Genomic DNA, 25,139 nt, shown 5'->3' on the forward strand with positions numbered 1-25,139 from the left:
TTCGTGGTCCACGGACAGAAATGCGTGCGGTCTTACGCCCGGGCCAGGGCCGGGTGTCCGAGGATCACCTCGGCAGCGGTCCCACGGCCGCCCGCCGCACGCTGCAGGGCACCGAGCCGCTCCGCGTTCTCGCGGAAGGAAGGGGTGTCGAGCACCCGGGTGAGCTTGTCGAGCACATCGTCGACGTCGAGGTCCCGCGGCCGGTCGAGGGTCAGGCTGATGCCGAAGTCGTGGCCGCGCACGGCCTGGTCGTAGCAGTCCACCCACAGCGGCCGTACCACGAGCGGCTTGCCGAAGTACACGCCTTCGTTGTAGCCGTTGCCGCCGGCGTGGGTGAAGAACAGCTTCACGTTCGGGTGCGCGAGGACGTCGAGCTGTGACGGGACCCAGCTCTCGATGCGGAGATTGTCCGGCAGGGATTCCTTCGGCGGCAGCAGGTGCTGCTGTTCCGAGGGCAGTTTCCACAGCATCTGGTGCCGCCCCCGGAGCCGGCGGGCCACCTCCACCATGGAATGGACCTGTTCCCGGGTGAGCCGGGTGATGGTTCCGAATCCCGCGTACACGACCGAGGACTGTCCGTCCAGCCACCGCGACAGTTCGTCGTCCTGCGAGGCCTCCGGCAGGGGCGGCACCATCGCGCCGACCATCCGGAACTTCTCCGGGATGTCGAAGGGATAGTCCAGCTCGGGGATCGAATTGCACAGCACCACGTCGGCGTGGTCGATCCGCGCCATCGGGCTGAGCTGCCCGAGCCCGTGCGCCTTGCGCCGCCGGCTGTCCTCGGCCAGCACCTTGCTCATCGTGGGCGTGCAGAACATCGCGAACGTCCGCAGTTTGAAGAGCAGGTTGCGCATCCGCTGCGGGAAATTCATCGGATACGGCAGGCCCGTGTGCGGTACGGGGAAGTCCCGCGGGGTGTAGCCCTTGGCGAAGGGGGTGAAAGCCGTCAGCACATTGCTCGGGGTGAACGGCACACTGAGCACGAACGGGATCTTCCGCGCCATGGCCAGCTCGACGCCGAACGAACTGATGCAGTCGACGACGATCAGCGCCGGCCGGACCTCGTCGACGACGGCCGCGAGCTTCTGGAACTTCTCCTCCTGCACGCCGGGCACGTACGAGTGCCGGATCACCGCGCGGTGCGCCTTGAACCGCGACGACTGGGTGACTTCCCGGTACACCTCGTCGTCCCAGGTGACGGCCGATAGTTCGGAGACGACCTCGCCCAGTGAGGCGAATTCCACCGGGGATCCCACCGAGATCTTCTTCACGTCCTCGCGCCGCGGCTCGTCGGTGGCGAACCAGAGGTCCGGCACGTCCCGGCGGGAGAGCTCCTCGGCCAGGACGAGCAGCGGATTGGCCAGCCCGGCCTCCGGAAGACTGACGAAGAGGATCGGCCGTCGGGCGGATTCCATGGATTCCCTTTCGCGCTGGTGAACAGGGTTCGGTGAGCACACCCCGTGCGGATCGACCGGCCGCACCTTCCATTGATCTCACGCCGCGCACCGGAAAATCCTTAGAGGCTGAGCGGCGTCGTCCGGGGCGGCGGTGGGTTCCGGGACAGCAGCGAACCGGCCCTCCGCGTGCGAGGAGGGCCGGGGCGCGGACGCGCACGCCGGGGCGGGGCCGTGGCCGGAGCCCGTTACGCGGCCTTGACGTCCTCCGCGATGATCCGCTCGATGTTGCGCTCGGCCAGGGCCGTGATGGTCACGAAGGGGTTGACGCCGATGGAGCCGGGCACGAGCGCGCCGTCCATGACGTAGAGGTTGCGACAGCCCGCGACGCGGCCGTAGAGGTCGGTGGCCTTGCCCAGGACGCAGCCGCCGAGCGGGTGGTAGCTGAAGTCGTCGGAGAAGTTCTTCAGCTGCGACCCGAACAGGTCGTAGCGGTACATCGTCGTGTTGGCCTTGTTGATCCGGTCGAAGAGCGACTTCGCGGCCTCGACCGCCGGGGTGTTCTGGTCCCGGGTCCAGCGCAGCTTGGCCCGGTCGGTGGCCTTGTCGTAGACGAAGGTGCCGCGCTCGGGGTTCTTGGTGATCGCCAGGTAGAGGCTGACCCAGGTCTCCAGACCGGCCGGCATCGGCGCGATCTCCGCGAAGACCGGTGCGGCCGGGTTGTCCCAGTCGTCGATGCCCAGGGCGGGGATCGAGGACTGGTGGGCCCCGGTGGGGTTCCAGACGTGGTTGGCGCGGCCGGTCATGATGTTGCCGTTGGGGCCCCAGCCCGCGCCGACCTCGGCGTTCAGGTCGGGCAGGGCGCCGGTGTCGCGGGCGCGCACCAGCAGTTCGGTGGAGCCGAGGCTGCCCGCGCCGAGGAACAGGTGGCGGCAGCCGATCTCCTTCTGCGCGACGGTCTTCCCGTCGGCGTCGCTCTGGACCACGGACAGCACATAGCTGCCGTCCGGCTGCCGGCGGATCGCCTTGACCTGGTGCAGCGTCTCGATGGTGACCTTGCCGGTGCCCAGCGCGGCGGCCAGGTAGGTCTTGTCCAGGCTCTGCTTGCCGTGGTTGTTGCCGTAGATCACCTCGCCGGCCAGCGCCGACTTGGGCGCGGTGCCGTCCGCCTCGCGCCGCATGTGGCCGAAGTCGTAGACGTTGGGCACGAAGGTGGTGCTCAGGCCCGCCTTGCCCGCCTGTTCACGCGAGACCCGCGCGTACTTGTACCACTCCGTGTCCTCGAACCACTGCTTGTCGATGTGGTTCACCTTGAGCATGGAATTGGCGCGCGGGAAATACCGGTCGTACATCTCGCCGGCGTTCACCCGCGGGAGGACCTCTTCGAAGTACGAGCGCTTCGGCACGACGGCCATGCCGCCGTTGACGAGCGAGCCGCCGCCGACGCCGCGTCCCACGTACACCGACATTTCGTCGAAGTGCACCTTGTCCAGCACGCCCGCGTACGGGTCGATGTTCCGGTTGATGACATCCAGCCACAGGAACGAGCCGAGCGGGGCCTCGGTACGCGACTTGAACCAGCTGGACCGGCGGTCGGGCTTGAGCATTCCGCAGAACACATTGCCGTCGTCGGCCGGCTTGTTCCACAGCTGGCCCATTTCGAGCATGAGCGTCGGAATTCCCGCCTCGCCGAGCCGCAGCGCGGAGACCGCCGCGCCGTAACCGGTGCCGATGACCACCGCCGGTACGAAGGAGCCGTCACCGGCCCGCGGACTTCCCTGGCCGGCGGCCGCGGCGCGCGGGGCGGCGGAAATCGTGGTCATTCCGGCGACGGCGGCGCCGCCGAGGGCGGCCAGTCCGAGCAGACGGCGCCGTGACAGATGCTGGTTCTCGAACACGCTTGTAGTACCCGACCTTCGCCACAGGATCTTTTCCCCGCAGGGCTGCTCCGCGGCGCCGTTCCCAGGGGATTGCGAGTCCGGTCCACCGGCCCCGGGCCGCCGCGCGCCCCCATCCTGATCGCGAAAGACTAAGGGAAATGTTAAAGGTACGGTGTGCCCGGGTCGCCTTTGAGCCCCGCGCCGCCCGCCTCGCACCCTCTAGGAAATTCCGCGCTGTTTCCGGCCGTACGGTCCGGCTATGAACTCACCATCCACGGCGGCCGTGCTGACCGCCCGCCGCATTGCCGTGTCGTTCGTCGCCACCGTTTCGGCCGTGGGGGTCACCGCGTCCTTCGCCTCCGCCGAGCCCCTCGCCGCGCCGACCGCCGAATCAGCCCGCCACGCGGCGCGGGCGGCTCAGGCCACGCGCGCGATTCCGTTCACCCATGCCACGGTCGCCCAGCAGCAGGACGGTTCCTTCACCGTGTCCTGGAAGGCGCCCGGAGCCGGTTCGGTGACCGTCTACGCCGACGGCAAGGTCGTCGCGTACGGCGGGACCGAGGCCACCGTCACCGTACGCCGGCTGCCCGCCGCCGATCGCCGGTGGTTCCGCCTCGTGCCGGACGAGGGCGACCCGCTCACCCTCGCCGACCGCTCGCTGCACCTGGAGGGTGCCGCCAACTTCCGTGACGCGGGCGGCTACCGCACCGCCGACGGCCGGTGGGTGAAGATGGGCGTGCTGTACCGCGCCGACGCCCTGCACGCCCTCACCGACGCCGACCTGGCCAAGCTACGGCGCCTGGGCATCCGTACGGACTTCGACCTGCGCACGCCGAGCGAGCGGGCCAAGGCCCCGGACCGGGTACCGGCGGGCGCACGCTATGTCGTCGCCAATGTCATCGGCGAGGACAGCGCCGGCGAGCTGCCCCCCACGGCCGAGGCCTCCGAGCGGCTGATGACCGACTCCTACCGGCAGCTCGTCACCAGGCCCTCGGCCGCCAAGGCCTACCGTTCGCTGCTCCGCACGGCCATCGACCCCGGCACGTACGCGCTGGTCTACCACTGCACCAGCGGCAAGGACCGTACGGGCTGGGCGACCGCCGCCCTCCTCACGGCGCTCGGCGTGGACCGCGAGACGGTCATGCGCGACTACCTGGCCAGCAACGACTACCTCGCCGCGAGCAACGCCGCCGAACTGGCCAAGCAGCCGCCGGAGATCGCCGCCCGCCTCAAGCCGGTCCTGGACACCAGGGCCGCGTACCTGAACGCGGCCCTCGACGAGGTCCAGGCGCGCTTCGGCAGCTTCGACGCGTACTTGCGGGAGGGACTGGGACTGAGCGCGCAGGAACTGGAGCGGCTGCGGGCGGCGCTGCTCACCGACTGAGGGGCTGACCGGCGGGTCGGCTGTCGGCTGGTCCGGCCGCGTGGAACGGAACGCCCCCTCCCCGACGGGATGTCGGGGAGGGGGCGTTCTGTCAGTTCAGGCCGAGCTCGTTGTCGAGGAGGTCGAAGACCTCCTCGTCGGAGGCGGACTCGAAGTCGAAGTCCTCGTCGGCCGGGGAGCCGTCGCGCCCGGCCGCCGGAGCGGTCTCCCGCAGGGCCTGCCACTTCGCCCGGAGGACTTCCAGGCGTCCGGCTATCTGCTCGTGCACCTCCTCCGTGACGGAGAGTTCGCCGAAGCTCTTCTCCAGTTTTTCGAGTTCGCCCAGGAGTGCTTCCGGGCCGGAGGACGGCTCGGGTGCGATGCGGGCGTGGAGGTGGTCGACCAGTTCCGCCGGTGTCGGGTAGTCGAAGAGCAGGGTCGCCGGCAGGCGGATTCCGGTGAGGGCGCTCAGGCGGTTGCGGAGTTCGACCGCGGTGAGCGAGTCGAAACCGATGTCCAGGAAGGCGCGGTCCTCGTCGATCTCCGTGGCTCCGCTGTGCCCGAGGACCGCCGCGACCTGGCCGCGTACGGCATCGAGTACGACCTCACGCCCCTCAGCCGCCGACAGGCCGGTCAGCCGCTGGGCGAAGGCGGCCGCGGCATCGCCGTCGGTCGCGGTCGCCGCCGTACGCCGGCCCGAGATCCTGATCAGACCGCGCAGCAGCGGGGGCACCTCACCCTGCCGGCGCAGGGCCGCCAGGTCGAGGCGGGCGGGGACGGCCGTGGGCTCGGGGCCGCCGACGGCGGCGTCGAAGAGGGCCATGCCCTCCTCGGCCGACAGCGGCGGCATGCCCGAGCGGGTCATGCGCTGGAGGTCGGCGTCGGTGAGGGTGCCGGTCATGCCGCTGCTCTGGGACCACGGGCCCCACGCCAGGGATACGGCTGGGAGGTCCGCTGCCCGGCGGTGGTGGGCCAGCGCGTCGAGGAAGGCGTTGCCCGCCGCGTAGTTCGCCTGACCCGCGCTGCCGAAGGTTCCGGCGACGGAAGAGAAGACGATGAACGCGTTCAGGTCGAGAGACTTGGTCGCCTCGTGCAGGTTCCAGGCCGCGTCCACCTTCGGACGCAGGACGGCCGCCAGCCGCTCCGGGGTCAGCGACTCCACCACACCGTCGTCCAGGACACCGGCCGTATGCACCACAGCGGCCGGCGTGTGGCGGGAGACCAGATCGGTGACAGCCGCCGCGTCGGTCACATCGCACGCCTCGACCACCGCCTCGGCACCGAGGTCCCGCAGCTCCGCCACGAGATCCTCCACGCCCTCGGCGGCCGGACCGCGCCGGCTGACCAGCAGCAGACTCCGCACCCCGTGCTCCGCCACCAGATGCCGCGCCACAATACGGCCCAGACCACCCGTACCACCGGTGATCAACACCGTGCCGGACTCATCCCAACTCAGAGGCTGCCGGGCCTCGGTACGCGCCAGCCGCGCCGCCAGCACCTCACCATCACGTATCAGCAACTGCGGCTCATCCGATCCCAACGCCCGCCGCACCAGCGCCGCATCGGCCTCGTCCTCCACATCCAGCAGACCGAAACGGCCCGGATGCTCCGACTGCGCCGACCGCACCAGACCCCACACCGCCGCACCCGCGAGATCCGCACCCGCCACCGCACCCCGCGTCACGAACACCAGACGCGACGCCGCGAACCGCTCGTCCGCCAGCCACGACTGGATCGTGTCCAGCGCTTCCGCCGTCACGGCGTGCACGGACTCCACCGTTCCGGCGGCCCCGGCCGTCAAGGGGACGAGCACGGTGTCGTGGCCGTCGGCCTCCGCGAGGTCGTCGAGGTCGGTGCGGGGCTGGAGCGCGAGTCCGTCGAGGATGCCCGCGGTGTCCTTGCCGAGCAGGACGAGGGAGCCCGTGGGCTCGCCGGTGAGGGGCGTGCCGGTCCAGTCGACCTTGAAGAGGGCGTCGCGGTCGCCGGTCCGGAGCTGTCCGGTGGTGATCGGGCGCACGGTCAGGGACCGTACCGAGGCCACCGGGGCGCCGGCCGTGTCCGCGACGGCGATCGAGCTGCCGTCCTCGGTGGGACGGATGCGTACCCGCACGCGGGAAGCGCCGGTGGCGTGGAGCGTCACTCCGTTCCACGCGAAGGGGACGGCTCCTTCGTCCGCTCCCCCGGCGCTCGCCAGGGAGGCGTGCAGCGCGGCGTCGAAGAGGGCGGGGTGCAGGCCGTAGGCGTCACCGTCGGTGCCCTCGGGGAGCGCCACTTCGGCGTAGATGTCCTCGCCCGCCGTCCAGACCGCGCGCAGGCCCCGGAAGGCCGGCCCGTATGCGAACCCGGCTTCGGCGAACCGCTCGTAGCAGCCCGCCACATCAAGCGGCTCGGCGCCCTGCGGGGGCCACACGGTGGCGTCGAACGGCAGCGTCTCGGCGGGGGCCGGGGTCAGGGCGCCGCTGGCGTGCAGCGTCCACGGGCCCTCCCCTTCGCGGGAATGCACCGACACCGTTCGGCGGCCGTCGTCGTCGGGTTCGCCGACCCCGACCTGCACCTGGACCGCGCCGCCCGAGGCGGGCAGCACCAGGGGCGCGGCGAGCGTCAGCTCCTCCACCGCACCGCAGTCCACCTCGTCGGCCGCCCGCAGCACCAGTTCCACCAGCGCCGTACCGGGGACCAGTACGGACCCCAGCACCACGTGGTCGGCCAGCCACGGATGCGAGGAGGTGGACAGCCGCCCCGTGAACAGCAAGCCATCGGAGCCTGCCAGTTCCACGGCCGCGCCCAGCAGCGGGTGCCCCGCCGAGCCCAGGCCCGCCGAGCGCACATCACCCGCACGCGCCGCCCCGCCCGCGGGCCAGAACCGCTCGTGCTGGAACGCGTACGTCGGCAGATCCACCCACCGCGCACCCGAACCCGCGAAGACGGCGGACCAGTCGACCGGCATGCCGCAGGTGTGCAGTCGCGCCAGGGCCGTGAGCAGTGCCGGCGCCTCGGGCCGGTCCTTGCGCAGGACGGGGGCCAGTACCGCATCCTCCGTGGCGGACTCCGCGGCGAGCGCGGAGAGGGCGCCGTCGGGGCCGAGTTCCAGGAAGGCCACGACGCCCTGCGCGTGCAGCGCGCCGACGCCGTCGGCGAACCGTACCGCCTCGCGGACATGGCGGACCCAGTACTGCGCGGAGCACAGCTGTTCCGCGGTGGCGGGTTCGCCGGTGACGTTGGAGATCACGGGGATGCGTGGCGTTCCGTACGTCATACCGTCGGCGACGGTCCGGAATTCCTCCAGCATCGGTTGCATGAGGGGCGAGTGGAAGGCGTGCGAGACACGGAGACGGGTGGTCTTGCGGCCCTCGTCCTCGAAGTGCTGCGCGAGGGCGAGCACGGCGGCCTCGGCACCGGAGATCACGACCGAGGACGGGCCGTTGACCGCCGCGATCGACACCTCGTCCGTCAGCCGCGGAAGGACTTCCTCCTCCGTGGCACGGACCGCCACCATCGCGCCGCCGACGGGCAGCGCCTGCATCAGCCGGCCGCGCGCCGCCACCAGCGCACAGGCGTCGGGGAGGGAGAACACCCCGGCGACATGTGCTGCGGCGATCTCGCCGACGGAGTGCCCCAGCAGTTGGTCCGGGTGTACGCCCCACGACTCCAGCAGGCGGAACAAGGCCACCTCGATGGCGAACAGGGACGCCTGGGTGTACGCGGTCTGGTTCAGCAGTTCCGTGTCCTCGCCCCAGACGACCTCCCGCAGGGGGCGGTCCAGGTGCTCGTCCAAGGCGGCGCACACCGCGTCGAAGGCTTCCGCGAACACCGGGTAACGGCTGTGCAGTTCGCGGCCCATGCCCAGACGCTGCGAACCCTGCCCCGAGAACAGGAACGCCAGCTTGCCCGAGCGGGCCCGGTCCCGGACAACGACGGCCGCTTCGACGCGGCCCTCGGCCAGGTCGGACAGCGAGCGCAGCAGTTCCTCGCGGTCCGCGGCCAGCAGCACCGCGCGGTGCTGGAAGGCCGAGCGGCCGGTCGCGAGCGAGTAGGCGACATCCGTGATCCGCGGGCCCGGGTCGCCGTCCAGGCGGGACAGCAGCCGTGCTGCCTGGGCCCGCAGTGCCGACTCGCTGCGGCCGGACAGGAGTACCGGAACCGGTACGCCGGAGTCGGCCGACCGGCTTTCGGCATCGTCCGGTTCATCGCCCGGTTCGGTGTCGGGCGCGACCGGTTCGGGCTGCTCCAGGATCACATGTGCGTTCGTTCCGCTGATGCCGAAGGAGGACACGCCGGCGCGGCGCGGCCCGTCGCCCTGCGGCCACTCGGCCGCGGAGGTCAGCAGCTCGACGGCGCCCGCGCTCCAGTCCACGTGCGTCGAGGGCGCGTCGACGTGCAGCGTCCGGGGAAGTACGCCGTGGCGCATGGCCAGCACCATCTTCACGATACCCGCGACACCCGCGGCGGCCTGCGCGTGGCCGATGTTGGACTTCACCGACCCCAGCAGCAGCGGACGGCCCTCGGGCCGTTCCTGGCCGTACGTGGCCATGAGCGCCTGTGCCTCGATCGGGTCGCCGAGCGTCGTCCCCGTACCGTGCGCTTCCACCGCGTCGACATCGGCCGCGGACAGGCCCGCGCTCGCCAGCGCCTGCCGGATCACCCGCTGCTGCGACGGGCCGTTGGGCGCCGTCAGACCGTTGGACGCGCCGTCCTGGTTGACGGCGGAGCCGCGGACGACGGCCAGCACCTGATGCCCGTTGCGGCGCGCGTCCGACAGGCGCTCCAGCACCAGGAACCCGGCGCCTTCGGACCAGCCGACCCCGTCGGCGGCATCGGCGAACGCCTTGCAGCGCCCGTCCGGGGAGAGCCCGCCCTGACGGGTGAACTCCACGAAGGTCAGCGGCGTCGACATGACCGTCACACCGCCCGCGAGTGCCAGCGAGCACTCCCCCTGGCGCAGCGACTGCGCGGCCAGGTGCAGGGCGACCAGCGACGACGAGCACGCCGTGTCCACCGTGACCGCGGGCCCCTCGAACCCGAAGGTGTACGACACCCGGCCCGAGGCGACGCTGCCCGCGCTGCCGCTGCCCTGGTAGCCCTCGAACTCGCGCCCGGAGAGCAGCGACGCGTAGTCGTGGTACATCACGCCCGCGAAGACGCCCGTCCGGCTGCCGCGCAGGGTGGCCGGGTCCATGCCGGCGCGCTCCAGCGCCTCCCAGCCCGTCTCCAGCAGCAGCCGCTGCTGGGCATCGGTGGTGAGGGCCTCCCGGGGGCTCATGCCGAAGAACTCGGGGTCGAAGTCGGCCGCGTCGTGGAGGAATCCGCCGGAGCGGGTGGCGATGGCGCCCTCGCGGTCGGGGTCGTAGGTGTCGTCGACCTCCCAGCCGCGGTCGGTGGGGAAGCCGGAGACCGCGTCCACCCCTTCGGAGACCAGGTGCCACAGGTCCTCGGGCGAGGCGACGCCGCCGGGGAAGCGGCAGCTCATGCCGACGATCACGACCGGGTCGTCCGTCAGGGACGGGAGCGCGGACACCGGCAGTGGCGCCCCGGCCTCCGCGCCGAACAGCTCGTCCAGGAGGTGGTCCGCCAGGGCGTCGGCCGTCGGGTAGTCGAACACGGTCGTCGCCGGGAGCCGCAGGCCGGTGGCCTTGCCCAGCAGGTTGCGGAGTTCGATCGCGGTCAGCGAGTCGAAGCCGAGGTCCTGGAAGGCGCGGTCCGGGGCGACGGTCTCCGGGCTCGCGTGGCCCAGGACCGTCGCGATCTGCGTCCGTACGACATCGAGCAGCGCCTCGCGCCGCTCCACCGGGGACAGCCCGGACAGGCGCTGCGCGATGCCGGAGGCCGCGGCGGCGCCGGTACGGCGGGTCCTCGTACGGATCAGGGCGCGCAGCAGCGGGGCCGCCTCGCCCTGCTCGCGCAGGACCGCGAGGTCCAGGCGGACGGGGAGCGCCAGGGGCTCCGGGCTGCCGAGCGCGGCGTCGAAGAGGGCGACGCCCTCCTCGGTGGTCAGCGGGGGCATGCCCTGCCGGGCGATGCGCTGGACATCGGCGTCGGTGAGGGTGCCGGTCATGCCGCTGTTCTGGGACCACGGGCCCCATGCCAGGGATACGGCCGGGAGGCCCTGGGCCCGGCGGTGGTGGGCCAGTGCGTCGAGGAAGGCGTTGCCCGCCGCGTAGTTCGCCTGACCCGCGCTGCCGAAGGTCCCGGCGACGGAAGAGAACACCACGAACGCGTTCAGGTCGAGAGACTCGGTTGCCTCGTGCAGGTTCCAGGCCGCATCCACCTTCGGACGCAACACCGCCGCCAGCCGCTCCGGAGTCAGCGACTCCACCACACCGTCGTCCAGGACACCGGCCGTATGCACCACAGCGGCCGGCGTGTGGCGGGAGACCAGATCGGTGACAGCCGCCGCGTCGGTCACATCGCACGCCTCGACCACCGCCTCGGCACCGAGGTCCCGCAGCTCCGCCACGAGATCCTCCACGCCCTCGGCGGCCGGACCGCGCCGGCTGACCAGCAGCAGACTCCGCACCCCGTGCTCCGCCACCAGATGCCGCGCCACAATACGGCCCAGACCACCCGTACCACCGGTGATCAACACCGTGCCGGACGGGTCCCACGTCACTTCCTGCCGGGACGGCGACCGGACCAGCCGTGCCGCCAGCACCTCACCGTCGCGCACCAGCAGGTCGGGCTCGTCGGTCGCCAGGGCCTGCGGCAGCAGCGTCACATCGGCGTCGTCCGCCAGGTCCACCAGGCCGAAGCGGCCCGGGTTCTCCGACTGCGCCGATCGCACCAGACCGCGTACGGCCGCGCCCGCGAGGTCCGCTCCGGCGACCGCCCCGCGTGTGACGAACACCAGACGCGAGGTGGCGAACCGGTCGTCGGCCAGCCACGACCGGACCGTCTCCAGCGCCCAGGCGGCCGCGGCGTGCACGGCGTCCACTGTGGTGGCGGTGTCGGCGGGCGGCGCGACCAGGACGGTCCCGGGTACGGCCGCGCCGGTCAGCGTCTCCAGGTCCGCGTAGGTGCGCAGCGGCTCGCCCGCCGGGCCGGTGCCGGGCTCGACGCGCTCGTCCGTGAGCGGGACGGGGGTCCATCCGACCGTGAAGAGGGCGTCGCGGTCGGTGGTCCGCAGCTGCCCGGTCGAGAGCGGACGTATCACCAGCGCGTCCACGGAGGCGACCGGCGCGCCGGACGTGTCCGCGATCGCGACCGACATCGCGCCGGACGTGCCGCGCAGGCGGACGCGCAGGTGGGAGGCGCCGGCGGCGTGCAGGGACACCCCGGTCCAGGAGAACGGGACGGCGCCCGCTTCGCCGCCGCCCAGCGCTGCCGCGTGCAGCGCGGCGTCGAAGAGGGCGGGGTGCAGGCCGTAGGCGTCACCGTCGGTGCCCTCGGGGAGCGCCACTTCGGCGTAGATGTCGTCGCCCGCCTTCCAGGCCGCCCGAAGGCCCTGGAAGGCCGGCCCGTACGCGAGCCCGGCGTCGGCGAGTTCGTCGTAGCAGCCCGCCACCTCCAAGGGCTCGGCGCCCTTCGGAGGCCATACGGCGGCGTCGAAGGCGGCCGTCGCGGACCCGGTGGTGACCGCGCCCTCGGCGTGCAGGGTCCAGGGGTCCTCGCCCTCACGGGCGTGCACCGACACCGGTCGGCGGCCCCCGTCGTCGGGTTCGCCCACCCACACCTGCACCTGGACCGCGCCGCCCGAGGCGGGCAGCACCAGGGGCGCGGCCAGGGTCAGTTCTTCCAGCAGGTCACAGCCGACCTCGTCGGCCGCCCGCAGCACCAGTTCGACCAGCGCCGTACCGGGGACCAGTACGGACCCCAGCACCACATGGTCGGCCAGCCACGGATGCGACGACACCGACAACCGTCCCGTGAACAGCAGACCACCCGAGCCCGCCAGTTCCACGGCCGCGCCCAGCAGCGGGTGCCCCGCCGAGCCCAGGCCCGCCGAGCGCACATCACCCGCACGCGCCGCCCCGCCCGCGGGCCAGAACCGCTCGTGCTGGAACGCGTACGTCGGCAGGTCCACCCACCGCGCACCCGAACCGGCGAACAGCACCGCCCAGTTCACGTCAGCACCCCGGACGTACAGCTCCGCCAAGGCGCCCAGCAGCGTCGTCTCCTCGGGCCGGTCCTTGCGCAGGACGGGGGCGAGGACGGCCTCGTCCGGTGCCGACTCCCGGGCCATCGCCGTCAGGACACCGTCCGGGCCGAGTTCCAGGAAACGCGTCGCCCCTGCCGCCCGCAGCGCCCCGATCCCGTCCGCGAAGCGCACCGCCTCGCGGACGTGCCGGACCCAGTAGCCGGCGTCGGCGAGCTGTCCGGGCTCGGCCAGTTCGCCCGTCAGGTTGGATCCGACGGGGATCGCCGGCGTGCCGAACGACAGCCGGGCCACGACCGTACGGAATTCCTCCAGCATCGGTTGCATGAGGGGCGAGTGGAAGGCGTGCGAGACACGCAGGCGGGTGGTCTTGCGGCCCTCGTCCTCGAAGTGCTGCGCGAGGGCGAGCACGGCGCCCTCGGCACCCGAGATCACGACCGACGACGGGCCGTTGACCGCCGCGATCGACACCTCGTCCGTCAGCCGCGGAAGAACTTCCTCCTCCGTGGCACGGACCGCCACCATCGCGCCGCCGACGGGCAGCGCCTGCATCAGCCGGCCGCGCGCCGCCACCAGCGCACAGGCGTCACCCAGCGAGAACACCCCGGCGACATGCGCCGCCGCGACCTCACCGATCGAATGCCCGGCCACGAAGTCCGCGTGCACACCCCACGACTCCGCCAGCCGGTACAGGGCCACCTCGATGGCGAACAGCCCGGCCTGGGCGTAGGCCGTCTGGTTCAGCAGCTCCGCGTCCTCGCCCCAGACGACCTCCCGCAGGGGGCGGTCCAGGTGCTCGTCCAAGGCGGCGCACACCGCGTCGAAGGCCTCCGCGAACACCGGGTAACGGCTGTGCAGTTCGCGGCCCATGCCCAGACGCTGCGAACCCTGCCCCGAGAACAGGAACGCCGTCTTCCCCGCTCCGGCCGGTCCTTCCGCCAGGCCGGGGTCGGCCTCGCCCGCCGCGAGCGCGGACAGGGCACGCACCAGTGCGTCGCGGTCCTCGCCCCACACCACGGCGCGGTGGGCGAACGTCGACCGGCCCGTGACCAGCGAGTGGCCGATGTCCCGTGCGGACAGCGTGTCGTGGCCGGTGACCAGGGGCAGCAGGCGTGCTGCCTGGCCGCGCAGCGCGGCCTCGTTCCTGCCGGACAGCACCCACGCGAGCGCGCCGGGTTCGGCCGCGGGGACGTCCGTCCCGGCGTCGGCCGCGACGGGCTCCGGCTGTTCCAGGATGACGTGCGCGTTGGTGCCGCTGATGCCGAAGGAGGAGACACCTGCGCGGCGCGGCGCGTCACCCTGCGGCCACTCGGCCGCGGAGGTCAGCAGTTCCACGGCGCCCGCGCCCCAGTCGACGTGCGTCGAAGGCGCGTCGACGTGCAGCGTCTGCGGGAGTACGCCGTGGTGCATGGCCTGCACCATCTTGATCACGCCCGCGACACCCGCGGCGGCCTGCGCGTGGCCGATGTTGGACTTCACCGACCCCAGCAGCAGCGGACGGTCCTCCGGCCGCTCCTGGCCGTACGTGGCCAGCAGCGCCTGCGCCTCGATCGGGTCGCCCAGCGCCGTCCCCGTACCGTGGCCCTCGACCACATCCACATCCGCCGCGGACAGGCCCGCGCTCGCCAGCGCCTGCCGGATGACCCGCTGCTGCGACGGGCCGTTGGGCGCCGTCAGACCGTTGGACGCGCCGTCCTGGTTCACCGCGGAACCGCGCACCACCGCCAGCACCCGGTGCCCGTTGCGGCGCGCGTCCGACAGGCGCTCCAGCACCAGCATGCCGACGCCCTCGCCCCAGCCGACCCCGTCGGCCGCCTCGGCGAACGCCTTGCAGCGGCCGTCCGCGGCCAGGCCCCGCTGCCGCGAGAAGTCCACGAACGTCGTCGGCGTCGACATCACCGTCACACCGCCCGCCATGGCCAGCGAGCACTCACCGGACCGCAGCGCCTGCGCCGCCAGGTGCAGGGCGACCAGCGACGACGAGCACGCCGTGTCCACCGTGACCGCAGGGCCCTCGAACCCGAACGTGTACGACACCCGGCCGGAAGCGATGCTGGCCGCGCTGCCGTTGCCCCGGTAGCCCTCGTACTGGTCACCGACCATGATCTCGCTGTAGTCGGTGTACATCACGCCCGCGAAGACGCCCGTACGGCTGCCCCGGAGCGTGACCGGGTCGATGCCCGCCCGCTCGATGGCCTCCCAGGTCGTCTCCAGCAGCAGCCGCTGCTGGGCGTCCGTCGCCAAGGCCTCCCGGGGGCTCATCCCGAAGAACTCGGGGTCGAAGTCCCCCGCCTCGTGCAGGAACCCACCGGAGCGGGTGTACGAGGTGCCGAGCGTCTCGGGGTCGGGGTTGTAGAGCGCGTCCACGTCCCAGCCGCGGTCGGCGGGGAAGTCCGAGACGGCGTCCACGCCGTCCGACACCAGCCGCCACAGGTCCTCGGGCGAGGTGACCCCGCCCGGGTAGCGGCAGCTCATCCCGACGATCACCACCGGATCGTCGGCCGCGGCCGCCGTCATCCGGGCCGGCCCCGCCTCGTCCGCCGCCGTCGGCGCGCTGAACAGCTCGTCCAGCAGGTAGTCGACGAGCGTACCGGCCGTTGGGTAGTCGAAGACGGTGGTCGCGGACAGGCGCATGCCCGTCGTCTTGTTGAGCCGGTTGCGCAGCTCGACGCCGGTCAGGGAGTCGAAGCCGAGCTCCTGGAAGGCCCGGTCGGGGTCGACGGTCTCCGGGCTCGCGTGGCCCAGGACCGTGGCGATCTGCGTCCGTACGACATCGAGCAGCGCCTCGCGCCGTTCCGCCGGGGACAGCCCGGACAGGCGCTCCACCAGCCCGGCGGTCGCGGCCGAGCCAGCGACCACCGAACGCCGCGCACGGGTCCTGATCAGGCCGCGCAGCAGCGGGGGCACCTCGCCCTGCTCGCGCAGGGCCGCCAGGTCCAGGCGGACGGGGAGCGCCATGGGCTCGGGGCCGCCGACGGCGGCGTCGAAGAGGGCCATGCCCTCCTCGGCCGACAGCGGCGGCATGCCCTGCCGGGCGATGCGCTGGACATCGGCGTCGGTGAGGGTGCCGGTCATGCCGCTGTCCTGGGACCACGGGCCCCACGCGAGCGACGTGGCCGGGAGCCCCAGTGCCCGGCGGTGGTGGGCCAGCGCGTCGAGGAAAGTGTTGCCCGCCGCGTAGTTGCCCTGCCCCGCGCTGCCGATCGTTCCGGCCACGGAGGAGAACACCACGAACGCGTCCAGGTCGAGGGACTCGGTCGCCTCGTGCAGGTTCCAGGCCGCATCCACCTTCGGACGCAACACCGCCGCCAGCCGCTCCGGAGTCAGCGACTCCACCACACCGTCGTCCAGGACACCGGCCGTATGCACGACGGAGGTGGGAGCGTGCCGGGTTATCAGGTCGGTCACGGCCGCCGGGTCGGTCACGTCGCACGCCTCGACGATGGCCTGAGCGCCGGACTGCTCCAGCTCGGCCACCAGCTCCGCTACGCCCTCGGCGGCCGGACCGCGCCGGCTGACCAGCAGCAGGCTCCGCACCCCGTGCTCCGCCACCAGATGCCGGGCCACAATGCGGCCCAGACCACCCGTACCACCGGTGATCAACACCGTGCCGGAGGAGTCCCAGCTCAGAGGCTGCCCAGCCTCAGTACGCGCCAGCCGCGCCGCCAGCACCTCACCACCACGTATCAGCAACTGCGGCTCATCCGACGCCAACGCGCGCCGCACCAGCGCCGCATCGGCCTCGTCCTCCACATCCAGCAGACCGAAACGGCCCGGATGCTCCGATTGCGCCGACCGCACCAGACCCCACACCGCCGCACCCGCGAGATCCGCACCCGCCACCGCACCCCGCGTCACGAACACCAGACGCGACGCCGCGAACCGCTCGTCCGCCAGCCACGACTGCGCCATCTCCAGTGCCCGGGCGGCCGCGGCGTGGACGGCGTCCACCGTCGCGGCGGTGTCGGCGGGCGGCGCGACCAGGACGGTCCCGGGCACGGCCGCGCCGGTCAGCGCCTCCAGGTCCGCGTGCTGCTCGAACGACGCGTCCGCGAGGGAGCCGACCACCGCGACGGTCTCTTGGGCCCCGGCCGGGGGAAGCCGTACGGGATTCCACCGGAGCCGGAACAGCGCGTCCCGGCCCACCGTGTTCGTACCGCTTTCCCACTGGTCCGCGGAGACCGGCCGTACGACGAGAGCGCCGATGGAGGCGACGGGCCCGCCCGTGGTGTCGGCGATGTCCACGGAGACCGTGTCGCCGCTGTGCCGGGTGATCCGCACCCGTACCGCCGCGGCGCCGGAGGCGTGCAGCGAGACGCCCTCCCAGGAGAAGGGCACCACCTGCCCGTGGGTTCCGTCGACGTTGACGATGTGCAGGGCCGCGTCGAACAGCGCCGGGTGCAGGCCGTAGTCGGGCGCCTCGCCCTCGGCCTCGTCGGGCAGGGCGACCTCGGCGAACACCTCGTCGCCCCGGCGCCATGCGGCGCGCAGCCCCTGGAAGTGCGGGCCGTAGTCGAAGCCGCGGGCGGCGAGGCCCGGGTAGAGGCCGGTCAGGTCGACGGGCTCGGCGTCGGCGGGCGGCCAGGCAGCGGCGAAGTCGATGTCGGTCGCGGCCGGCTGCGGGCCGGTGGCGAGTGCGCCGGTGGCGTGCTGCACCCACGGGTGATCGCCGTCGCCCTCCGCCCTGGAGCGCGCGCTGAACGCGCGGCGGCCCGTCTCGTCGGCGGGGCCCACGCGCAGTTGCAGGTGCACGCCGCCGTGCTCGGGCAGGACGAGCGGTGCGGCCAGGGTCAGTTCGTCCACGCGGTCGCAGCCCGCCTCGTCGGCGGCGCGGATCGCGAGTTCGGCGAAGGCCGTGCCCGGCAGCAGCACCGAGCCCATGACGGCGTGCCCGGCCAGCCAGGGGTGGGTGGCGAGCGACAGGCGCGTGGTGAACAGCAGGCCCTCGCCGTCGGGCAGTTCCAGGGCGGCGCTGAGCAGGGGGTGCCCGGCCGCTTCGAGGCCGGCGGCGCCGAGGTCTCCGGTGCGGGCCGGGTCGGGGGTCGGCCAGAACCGCTGGTGCTGGAAGGCGTACGTCGGCAGGTCGACGGCGCGCGCGTCCCGGCCGGAGAGGTCGGGGCGGCCGGAGAGGAAAGCGGTCCAGTCGATGCCGGCGCCGTGTACGTGCAGTTCCGTCAGAGCCGCGAGGAGCGTCGCCTCCTCGGGGCGGTCCTTGCGCAGTACGGGGACGAGCAGGGCGTCCTCGGGAGCGCTCCCGTCGGCGGTGCCGTCCGGCAGCGACTCGCGCGCCATCGCCGAGAGGGTGCCGTCGGGCCCCAGTTCCAGGAAGCGCGTCACGCCCTGAGCGTGCAGGGTGCGGATGCCGTCGGCGAACCGTACCGCCTCCCTGACGTGCGTCACCCAGTACTCGGGCGTGCGCAGTTGGTCCGGGGCGGCGAGTTCACCGGTCACGTTCGATACGACGGACAGCTCGGGCTCGCCGTAGGACAGGCCCTCGGCGACGGCGCGGAAGTCCGCCAGCATCGGGTCCATCAGCGGCGAGTGGAAGGCGTGCGAGACACGGAGGCGAGTGGTCTTGCGGCCCTCGTCCTCGAAGTGCTGCGCGACGGTGAGCACGGCGGCCTCGGCACCCGAGACCACGACCGACGACGGGCCGTTCACGGCCGCGATCGACACGCCTTCCGCCAGCAGCGGGCGGACCTCGTCCTCCGTCGCCCGGATCGCCACCATCGCGCCGCCTCCCGGCAGCGCCTGCATCAGCCGGCCGCGCGCCGCCACCAGCGCGCATGCGTCGGGCAGCGGGAACACCCCGGCGACATGTGCTGCGGCGATCTCGCCGACGGAGTGCCCGGCCACGTACTGCGGCCGTACGCCCCAGGACTCGACGAGCCGGAAGAGGGCCACCTCGATGGCGAACAGCCCGGCCTGGGCGTAGGCCGTCTGGTTCAGCAGCTCCGCGTCCTCGCCCCAGACGACCTCCCGCAGAGGGCGGTCCAGGTGCTCGTCCAAGGCGGCGCACACCGCGTCGAAGGCTTCCGCGAAGGCCGGGCAGAGGCCGTACAACTCCCGGCCCATGCCCAGGCGTTGAGAGCCCTGGCCCGCGAAGAGGACGGCGTCCGGGCCGGTCCGGGCGGTGCCGGTGGCCACGGCGGGGTCGGGCTCGCCCTCGGCCAGTGCGGACAGGGCGCGCAGCGCGGCGGCGTGGTCGTCGGCGCGCACGGCCGCGCGGTGGGGGAAGGCCGTACGGCGCGTCATCAGCGTGTACGCGGTGTCCGTGAGCCGGGGTGCGGGCTCGCGGTCGAGGTGGGCGCGCAGCCGGGCCGCCTGGGCGCGCAGGGCGCTCTCGGTCTTGGCGGAGAGCAGTAGCGGCGCCGGCCCGTCGGGAGCGGTGCCGGACGCCTCGGATTCCGTGTCCGAGGGCAGCTCCAGGACCACGTGCGCGTTGGTGCCGCTGATGCCGAACGCGGAGACGGCGCTGCGCCGGGGGTGGCCGGTCTCGGGCCAGTCGGTGTTCTCGGTGAGGAGTTCGACGGCGCCCGCGGTCCAGTCGACGTGCCCGGTGGGCTCGTCCAGGTGGAGGGTGCGCGGCAGGACGCCGTGCCGCATCGCCAGGACCATCTTCATCACGCCCGCCGCACCGGCGGCGGCCTGGGTGTGGCCGAGGTTGGACTTCACCGCGCCCAGCAGCAGCGGCCGCTCGGCCGGCCGGCCCTGGCCGTAGGTGGCGAGCAGTGCCTGGGCCTCGATCGGGTCGCCGAGGGTGGTGCCGGTGCCGTGCGCCTCCACGGCGTCGACCTCGGCGGCGTCCAGCTGGGCGTTGGCCAGTGCCTGGCGGATGACCCGCTGCTGGGACGGGCCGCTGGGGGCGCTCAGGCCGTTGGACGCGCCGTCCTGGTTGACGGCGGAGCCGCGGACGACGGCCAGGACCTGGTGGCCGTTGCGGCGGGCGTCGCTGAGCCGTTCCACGAGCAGCAGGCCGACGCCCTCGCTCCAGCCGGTGCCGTCGGCTGCGGCCGCGAACGGCTTGCAGCGGCCGTCGGGGGACAGTCCGCGCTGGCGGGCGAACTCCACGAAGGAGGACGGGGTGGACATCACCGTGACGCCGCCCGCGACCGCCAGGGAGCACTCGCCCTGGCGCAGCGCCTGCGCCGCCATGTGGAGGGCCACCAGCGAGGAGGAGCACGCGGTGTCCACCGTGACGGCCGGTCCTTCGAAACCGAAGGTGTAGGAGACGCGGCCGGAGACGACGCTCATCGCGTTGCCGGTGATGCGGTGGCCGCCGGAGTCGTCCTGGGCCGCGTCCAGGACCGTGCCGTAGTCCTGGGTGTTGGTGCCCGCGAAGACACCGGTGCTGCTGCCGCGCAGCGTCTCCGGGTCGATACCGGCCTGTTCGAGGACTTCCCAGGTGGTTTCCAGGAGCAGCCGCTGCTGCGGGTCCATGGTGAGGGCCTCGCGCGGCGAGATGCCGAAGAAGTCCGCGTCGAAGCCGGCCACGCCGTCCAGGAAGCCGCCGTCGCGGGTGTAGCTGGTGCCCTGGTGGTCGGGGTCGGGATGGTAGATCCGGTCCAGGTCCCAGCCGCGGTCGGCGGGCATGCGGGTGATGGCGTCGCCGCCCTCGGCCAGCAGGCGCCACAGGGCCTCGGGCGAGTCCACCCCGCCGGGGAAGCGGCAGGCCATGCCGACGATCGCCACGGGTTCGTCGAGGGCGGCGGCCGACGCCCGTACGACCGTGGCGGGGCCCGCGGCGCCCAGGGCCTCGGAGCGCAGGTACGCGGCGACCGCGACGGTGGAGGGGTGGTCGAACAACAGGGTGGCGGGCAGCCGCAGGCCGGTGGCGGCGGAGAGCCGGTTGCGCAGGTCGACCGACATCAGCGAGTCGAAGCCCTGCTCGCGGAAGGCGCGCTGGACGTCGACGGTGTCCGGGGCGGGGTGCCCGAGGACCTTCGCGGCCTCTTCCCTGACCATGGTCACCAGCGCCTGTTCCTGCTCGGCGGGCGGCAGGGTGGCGATCCGGTCGCGCAGGGGGGAGCGTTCGCGGCGCGGGCCGTCCGCGGGGCCGAGCGCGCGGCGGGCCTCGGGCAGGTCGCCGATGAGGGGGCTGGGGCGGACGGCGGTCAGGGCCGGGGCGTAGGCGCTCCAGTCGATGTCGGCGACGGTCACGTGCGTCATGTCCTGGGCGAGGGCCTGGCGCAGGGCGGCGAGCGCGGGGGCCGCGGCCATGGGCGGCAGTCCGTCGCGGCTCAGCCGGTCGGCCGCGTCGCTGTCGGTGGCCATGCCCTCGCCCGCCCAGGGGCCCCAGGACACGGAGGTGGCCGGGAGGCCCTGTTGGCGGCGGTGTGCGGCGAGGGCGTTGAGGTGGGCGTTGGCGGCGGCGTAGCCGGCCTGTCCGGCGTTGCCCAGGACGCCGACGATCGAGGAGAACAGCACGAAGAGGTCCAGGTCCAGGTCCCGGGTGAGTTCGTGCAGATTCTGCGCGGCGGTCGCCTTGGGGCGCAGTACGGTCTCGAAGCGCTCGGGGGTGAGCGCGGCCAGTACGCCGTCGTCCAGGACGCCGGCGGCGTGCACGACGCCGGTCAGCGGCAGCTCCGGCGGGATGTCCGCGAGGACGGCCGCCAGCGCTTCGCGGTCGGCGGCGTCGCAGGCGGCGAGGGTGACCTCGACGCCCCGCTCGGTGAGGGCGGCCGCGAGTTCCCGGGCGCCGGGGGCCTGCGGGCCGCGGCGGCCGACGAGCACCAGGTGTTCGGCCCCGGCGTCGGCCAGCCAGTGGGCGAGGTGGCCGCCGAGGGCGCCGGTGCCGCCGGTGACCAGGACGGTGCCGTGGGTGCTCCAGCGGGCTCCGGTGTCGCCGCCGGGGGTGATCCGTTCCAGGCGGCGGGCGAAGGTCCCGGCCGGCCGGACGGCGACCTGGTCCTCTTCCGCGGCGAGGGCGTTCAGCAGCGCGGAGACGGTGCGCCGGTCCAGGTTTGCGGGGAGGTCGACGAGGCCGCCCCAGGTCTGCGGGGACTCCAGCGCCGCCACCCGGCCCAGGCCCCACACCTGTGCCTGCACGGGGCTGTCGAGCGCGTCGTGCCGGTCGACGGCGACGGCGCCACGGGTCACGCACCACAGCGGCGCCTGGACGCCCGCGCTCTCCAGGGCGTGCAGCAGGGTGGTGGTGGCGGCCAGGCCGCGGGGTACGGACGGCAGGTCCGGGTGGGGCCGCTCGTCCAGGGCCAGGAGGGAGAGCACGCCGTCGGCCGGGGTGTCGGGCCAGGCGAAGGGGGCGTCCGGCGCGTGGTCGGCGGGCAGTTCGCGTACGTCGGTGTGCAGGCCCTGGTCGTGCAGCGCGTCCAGGAGGCGGGCGGTCCACGGGTCGTCGGTGCCGCCTTCGGGCAGGACGACGAGCCAGTTGCCGGTGGCGGCGGGGCCGCCCGAGGCGGTGCGCGGGGTCCAGTGGACGCGGTAGCTGAAGCGGTCCGCGGCGGCCTGTGTCCTGCGCTGCCGGTGCCAGGAGGAGAGGGTGGGCAGGAGGCTGCCGAGGGAGTCCGCCTCGCTGCCGTCGATGGCCAGGACGGCGGACAGTTCCTGGAGGTCCTCGCGTTCGACGGCCGCCCAGAAGCCGGCCTCGCCCGCTTCGGCGGGGGCCGTTTCCTCCTCGTCGCGGCCGGCCGGGTCCAGCCAGTACCACTGGCGCTGGAAGGCGTAGGTGGGCAGTTCGACGTGCGCGGTGCCGGGCGCGCCCAGGCGGGCGGACCAGTCGACGCGGGCGCCGTGCGCGAAGGCGGTGGCGACGGCCTCGGTGAGGGCGGGTGCCTCGGGGCGTCCGGTGCGCAGCAGCGGGACGAGCACGGGCGCTTCGAGGGCGGTCAGGCTGTCCTGGACCATGGGCGTCAGGACACCGCCGGGCCCGATCTCGACGTACGTGGTGACGCCCTCGGCTTCGAGGGTGCGTACGGCGGCGCAGAAGCGCACTGCTTCGCGGACCTGCCGTACCCAGTAGTCGGGCGAGCGCAGGTCCTCCTCGGCGGCGAGGGCGCCGGTCACCGTGGACACGACGGGGATGCGGGGCGTGTGGAAGGCCAGGCCGCGCGCGACGCGCCGGAAGTCCTCCAGCATGCCGTCCATGTGCGGGGAGTGGAAGGCGTGGCTGACCCGCAGCCGCTTGGTGCGGCGGCCCTGTGCCGCCCAGTGCTCCGCGATCTCGGCGACGGCCTGCTCGTCCCCCGAAATCACGGTGGAATCAGGGCCGTTGGCGGCGGCGAGGGCGACGTCCTCGCGGTCCGCGAGGTGGTCGCGCATCTCTTCCTCGGTGGCCTGGACCGCCACCATCGCGCCGCCTTCGGGCAGCGCCTGCATGAGGGTGCCGCGCGCGGCGACCAGCCGTGCGGCGTCCTGGAGGGTCAGCACGCCGCTGACGTGGGCGGCGGTCAGCTCGCCGATGGAGTGCCCGGCCACGTACCGGGGCGCCGTGCCCCAGGATTCGACCAGCCGGAACAGGGCGGTCTCCAGGGCGAAGAGGGCGGCCTGGGTGTAGGCGGTGCGGTCGAGCAGGGTGGCCTCTTCGCTGCCTTCCTCGGCGAAGACGATGTCGCGCAGCGGCCGGTCCAGGTGCGGGTCGAGTTCCGCGCACACCGCGTCGAAGGCCGTGGCGAACTCAGGGTGGGCCGCGTACAGCTCGCGTCCCATGCCGGCGCGCTGCGAGCCCTGCCCGGCGAAGAGGAAGGCGGTGGGGGCCGTGGCGGCGACGCCGCTGACCAGGCCGGTGGCGGTGCGGCCCGCGGCCAGCGCGTCCAGGCCGCTCAGCAGCGCCTCCCGGTCGTCCGCGACGACGACCGCGCGGTGCTCCATGAGCGTACGGCTGTCCGCGAGGGCGTGGGCGACCGCGGCCGGCTCCAGGTCGGCCCGGTCCCGCAGGTGGCGGCCGAGCCGTTCGGCCTGGGCGCGCAGGGCCTCTTCGGTGCGGGCGGACAGGATCCACGGCAGCGCGCCCGGCCGGGCGGCGGGTCCGGGGGCCGGTTCGGTGTCCTGGGCGGGTGCCTGTTCCAGGATGACGTGGGCGTTGGTGCCGCTGATGCCGAAGGAGGAGACGGCGGCGCGGCGGGGGCGGTCGGCGCCCGGCCAGGGCTCGGGCTCCGCGAGGAGTCTGGCGTTGCCCTCGCTCCAGTCGACGTGCCCGGTGGGCTCGTCCAGGTGCAGTGTCTTGGGCAGCTGCCCGTGCCGCATGGCCAGGACCATCTTCATCACGCCCGCGATGCCGGCGGCGGCCTGGGTGTGCCCGATGTTGGACTTCATGGCGCCGATCAGCACGGGCCGGTCGGCGGGGCGCTGCTGCCCGTACGTGGCCAGCAGGGCGTGTGCCTCGACGGGGTCGCCGAGGGTGGTGCCGGTGCCGTGCGCCTCCACGGCGTCGATGTCCGCGGCGGCCAGGCCGGCGCCGGTCAGCGCCTGGCGGATGACACGCTGCTGCGAGGGGCCGTTGGGGGCGGTCAGGCCGTTGGACGCGCCGTCCTGGTTGACGGCCGAGCCCTTCAGTACGGCGAGTACGGGATGGCCGTGGCGTACGGCGTCCGAGAGCCGCTCGACGAGCAGCATGCCGACGCCCTCGCTCCAGCCGGTGCCGTCGGCGGCGGCCGCGAACGGCTTGCAGCGGCCGTCGGGCGCCAGGCCGCGCTGGCGGGAGAACTCCACGAAGATCTTCGGCGTGGACATCACGGTCGCGCCGCCCACCAGGGCCATGGAGCATTCGCCGCGCCGCAGCGCGTGCGCGGCCAGGTGCAGGGCGACCAGCGAGGAGGAGCAGGCCGTGTCCACGGTCAGCGCGGGGCCTTCCAGGCCCAGCACGTAGGAGATCCGGCCGGAGGCGATGCTGATGTGGTTGCCGGTCAGCAGGTGCCCGCCGACCTCGTCGGCGCGCCGGCCGGCCTCGGCGTCGTACTCCCCGTGGCCGGTGCCGACGAACACGCCGGTACGGCTGCCCGCGAGGGATTCCGGGTCGAGGCCGGCGCGCTCGACGGCCTCCCACGCGGTCTCCAGCAGCAGCCGCTGCTGGGGGTCCATGGCCAGCGCCTCGCGCGGGGAGATCCCGAAGAAGCCGGGGTCGAACTCCCCCGCGTCGTGCAGGAACCCGCCCTCGCGGGCGTAGGTGGTGCCCTGGTGGGACGGCTCGGGGTGGTAGAGCGCGTCCAGGTCCCAGCCGCGGTTGCGGGGGAAGGAGGAGATCGCGTCGACGCCGTCCCGCAGCAGGTCCCAGAGGTCTTCCGGGGAACGGACGCCGCCGGGGAAGCGGCAGGCCATCGAGACGATCGCGATGGGCTCGCGCTGCTTCGCCTCGGTCTCGTCCAACTGCTGACGGGTCTCGTGGAGGTCCGCGATCGCGCGCTTGAGGTACTCGCGCAGCTTCTCCTCGTTCGACATCAGGACGCCAATCTTTCGGT

General features: G+C 73.4%; 4 protein-coding genes. 1 reads left to right on the plus strand and 3 read right to left on the minus strand.

The annotated features are described in order from the left end of the window. Positions 1-32: 32 nt before the first annotated feature. Positions 33-1,415 (minus strand): glycosyltransferase, encoded by a 1,383-nt coding sequence (locus CP973_RS23265; protein ID WP_150244602.1) that lies wholly within the window; start codon positions 1,413-1,415, stop codon positions 33-35. Positions 1,416-1,642: 227 nt separating this feature from the next. After that, positions 1,643-3,292 (minus strand): GMC oxidoreductase, encoded by a 1,650-nt coding sequence (locus CP973_RS23270; RefSeq protein WP_150244604.1) that lies wholly within the window; start codon positions 3,290-3,292, stop codon positions 1,643-1,645. Positions 3,293-3,533: 241 nt separating this feature from the next. Between CP973_RS23270 and CP973_RS23275 the strand changes: the two genes are divergently transcribed. Then, positions 3,534-4,658, plus strand: coding sequence for a tyrosine-protein phosphatase (locus tag CP973_RS23275; RefSeq protein WP_167538495.1), 1,125 nt, complete (start codon positions 3,534-3,536; stop codon positions 4,656-4,658). A gap of 91 nt (positions 4,659-4,749) precedes the next feature. Here CP973_RS23275 and CP973_RS23280 read toward each other — a convergent pair whose 3' ends face one another. After that, positions 4,750-25,119: a type I polyketide synthase gene (locus CP973_RS23280; protein ID WP_150244607.1), complete on the minus strand. Its 20,370-nt coding sequence runs from the start codon at positions 25,117-25,119 to the stop codon at positions 4,750-4,752. Positions 25,120-25,139 lie beyond the last annotated feature (20 nt).

The organism is Streptomyces albofaciens JCM 4342 (assembly GCF_008634025.1).
GTDB classification, from domain to species: domain Bacteria; phylum Actinomycetota; class Actinomycetes; order Streptomycetales; family Streptomycetaceae; genus Streptomyces; species Streptomyces albofaciens.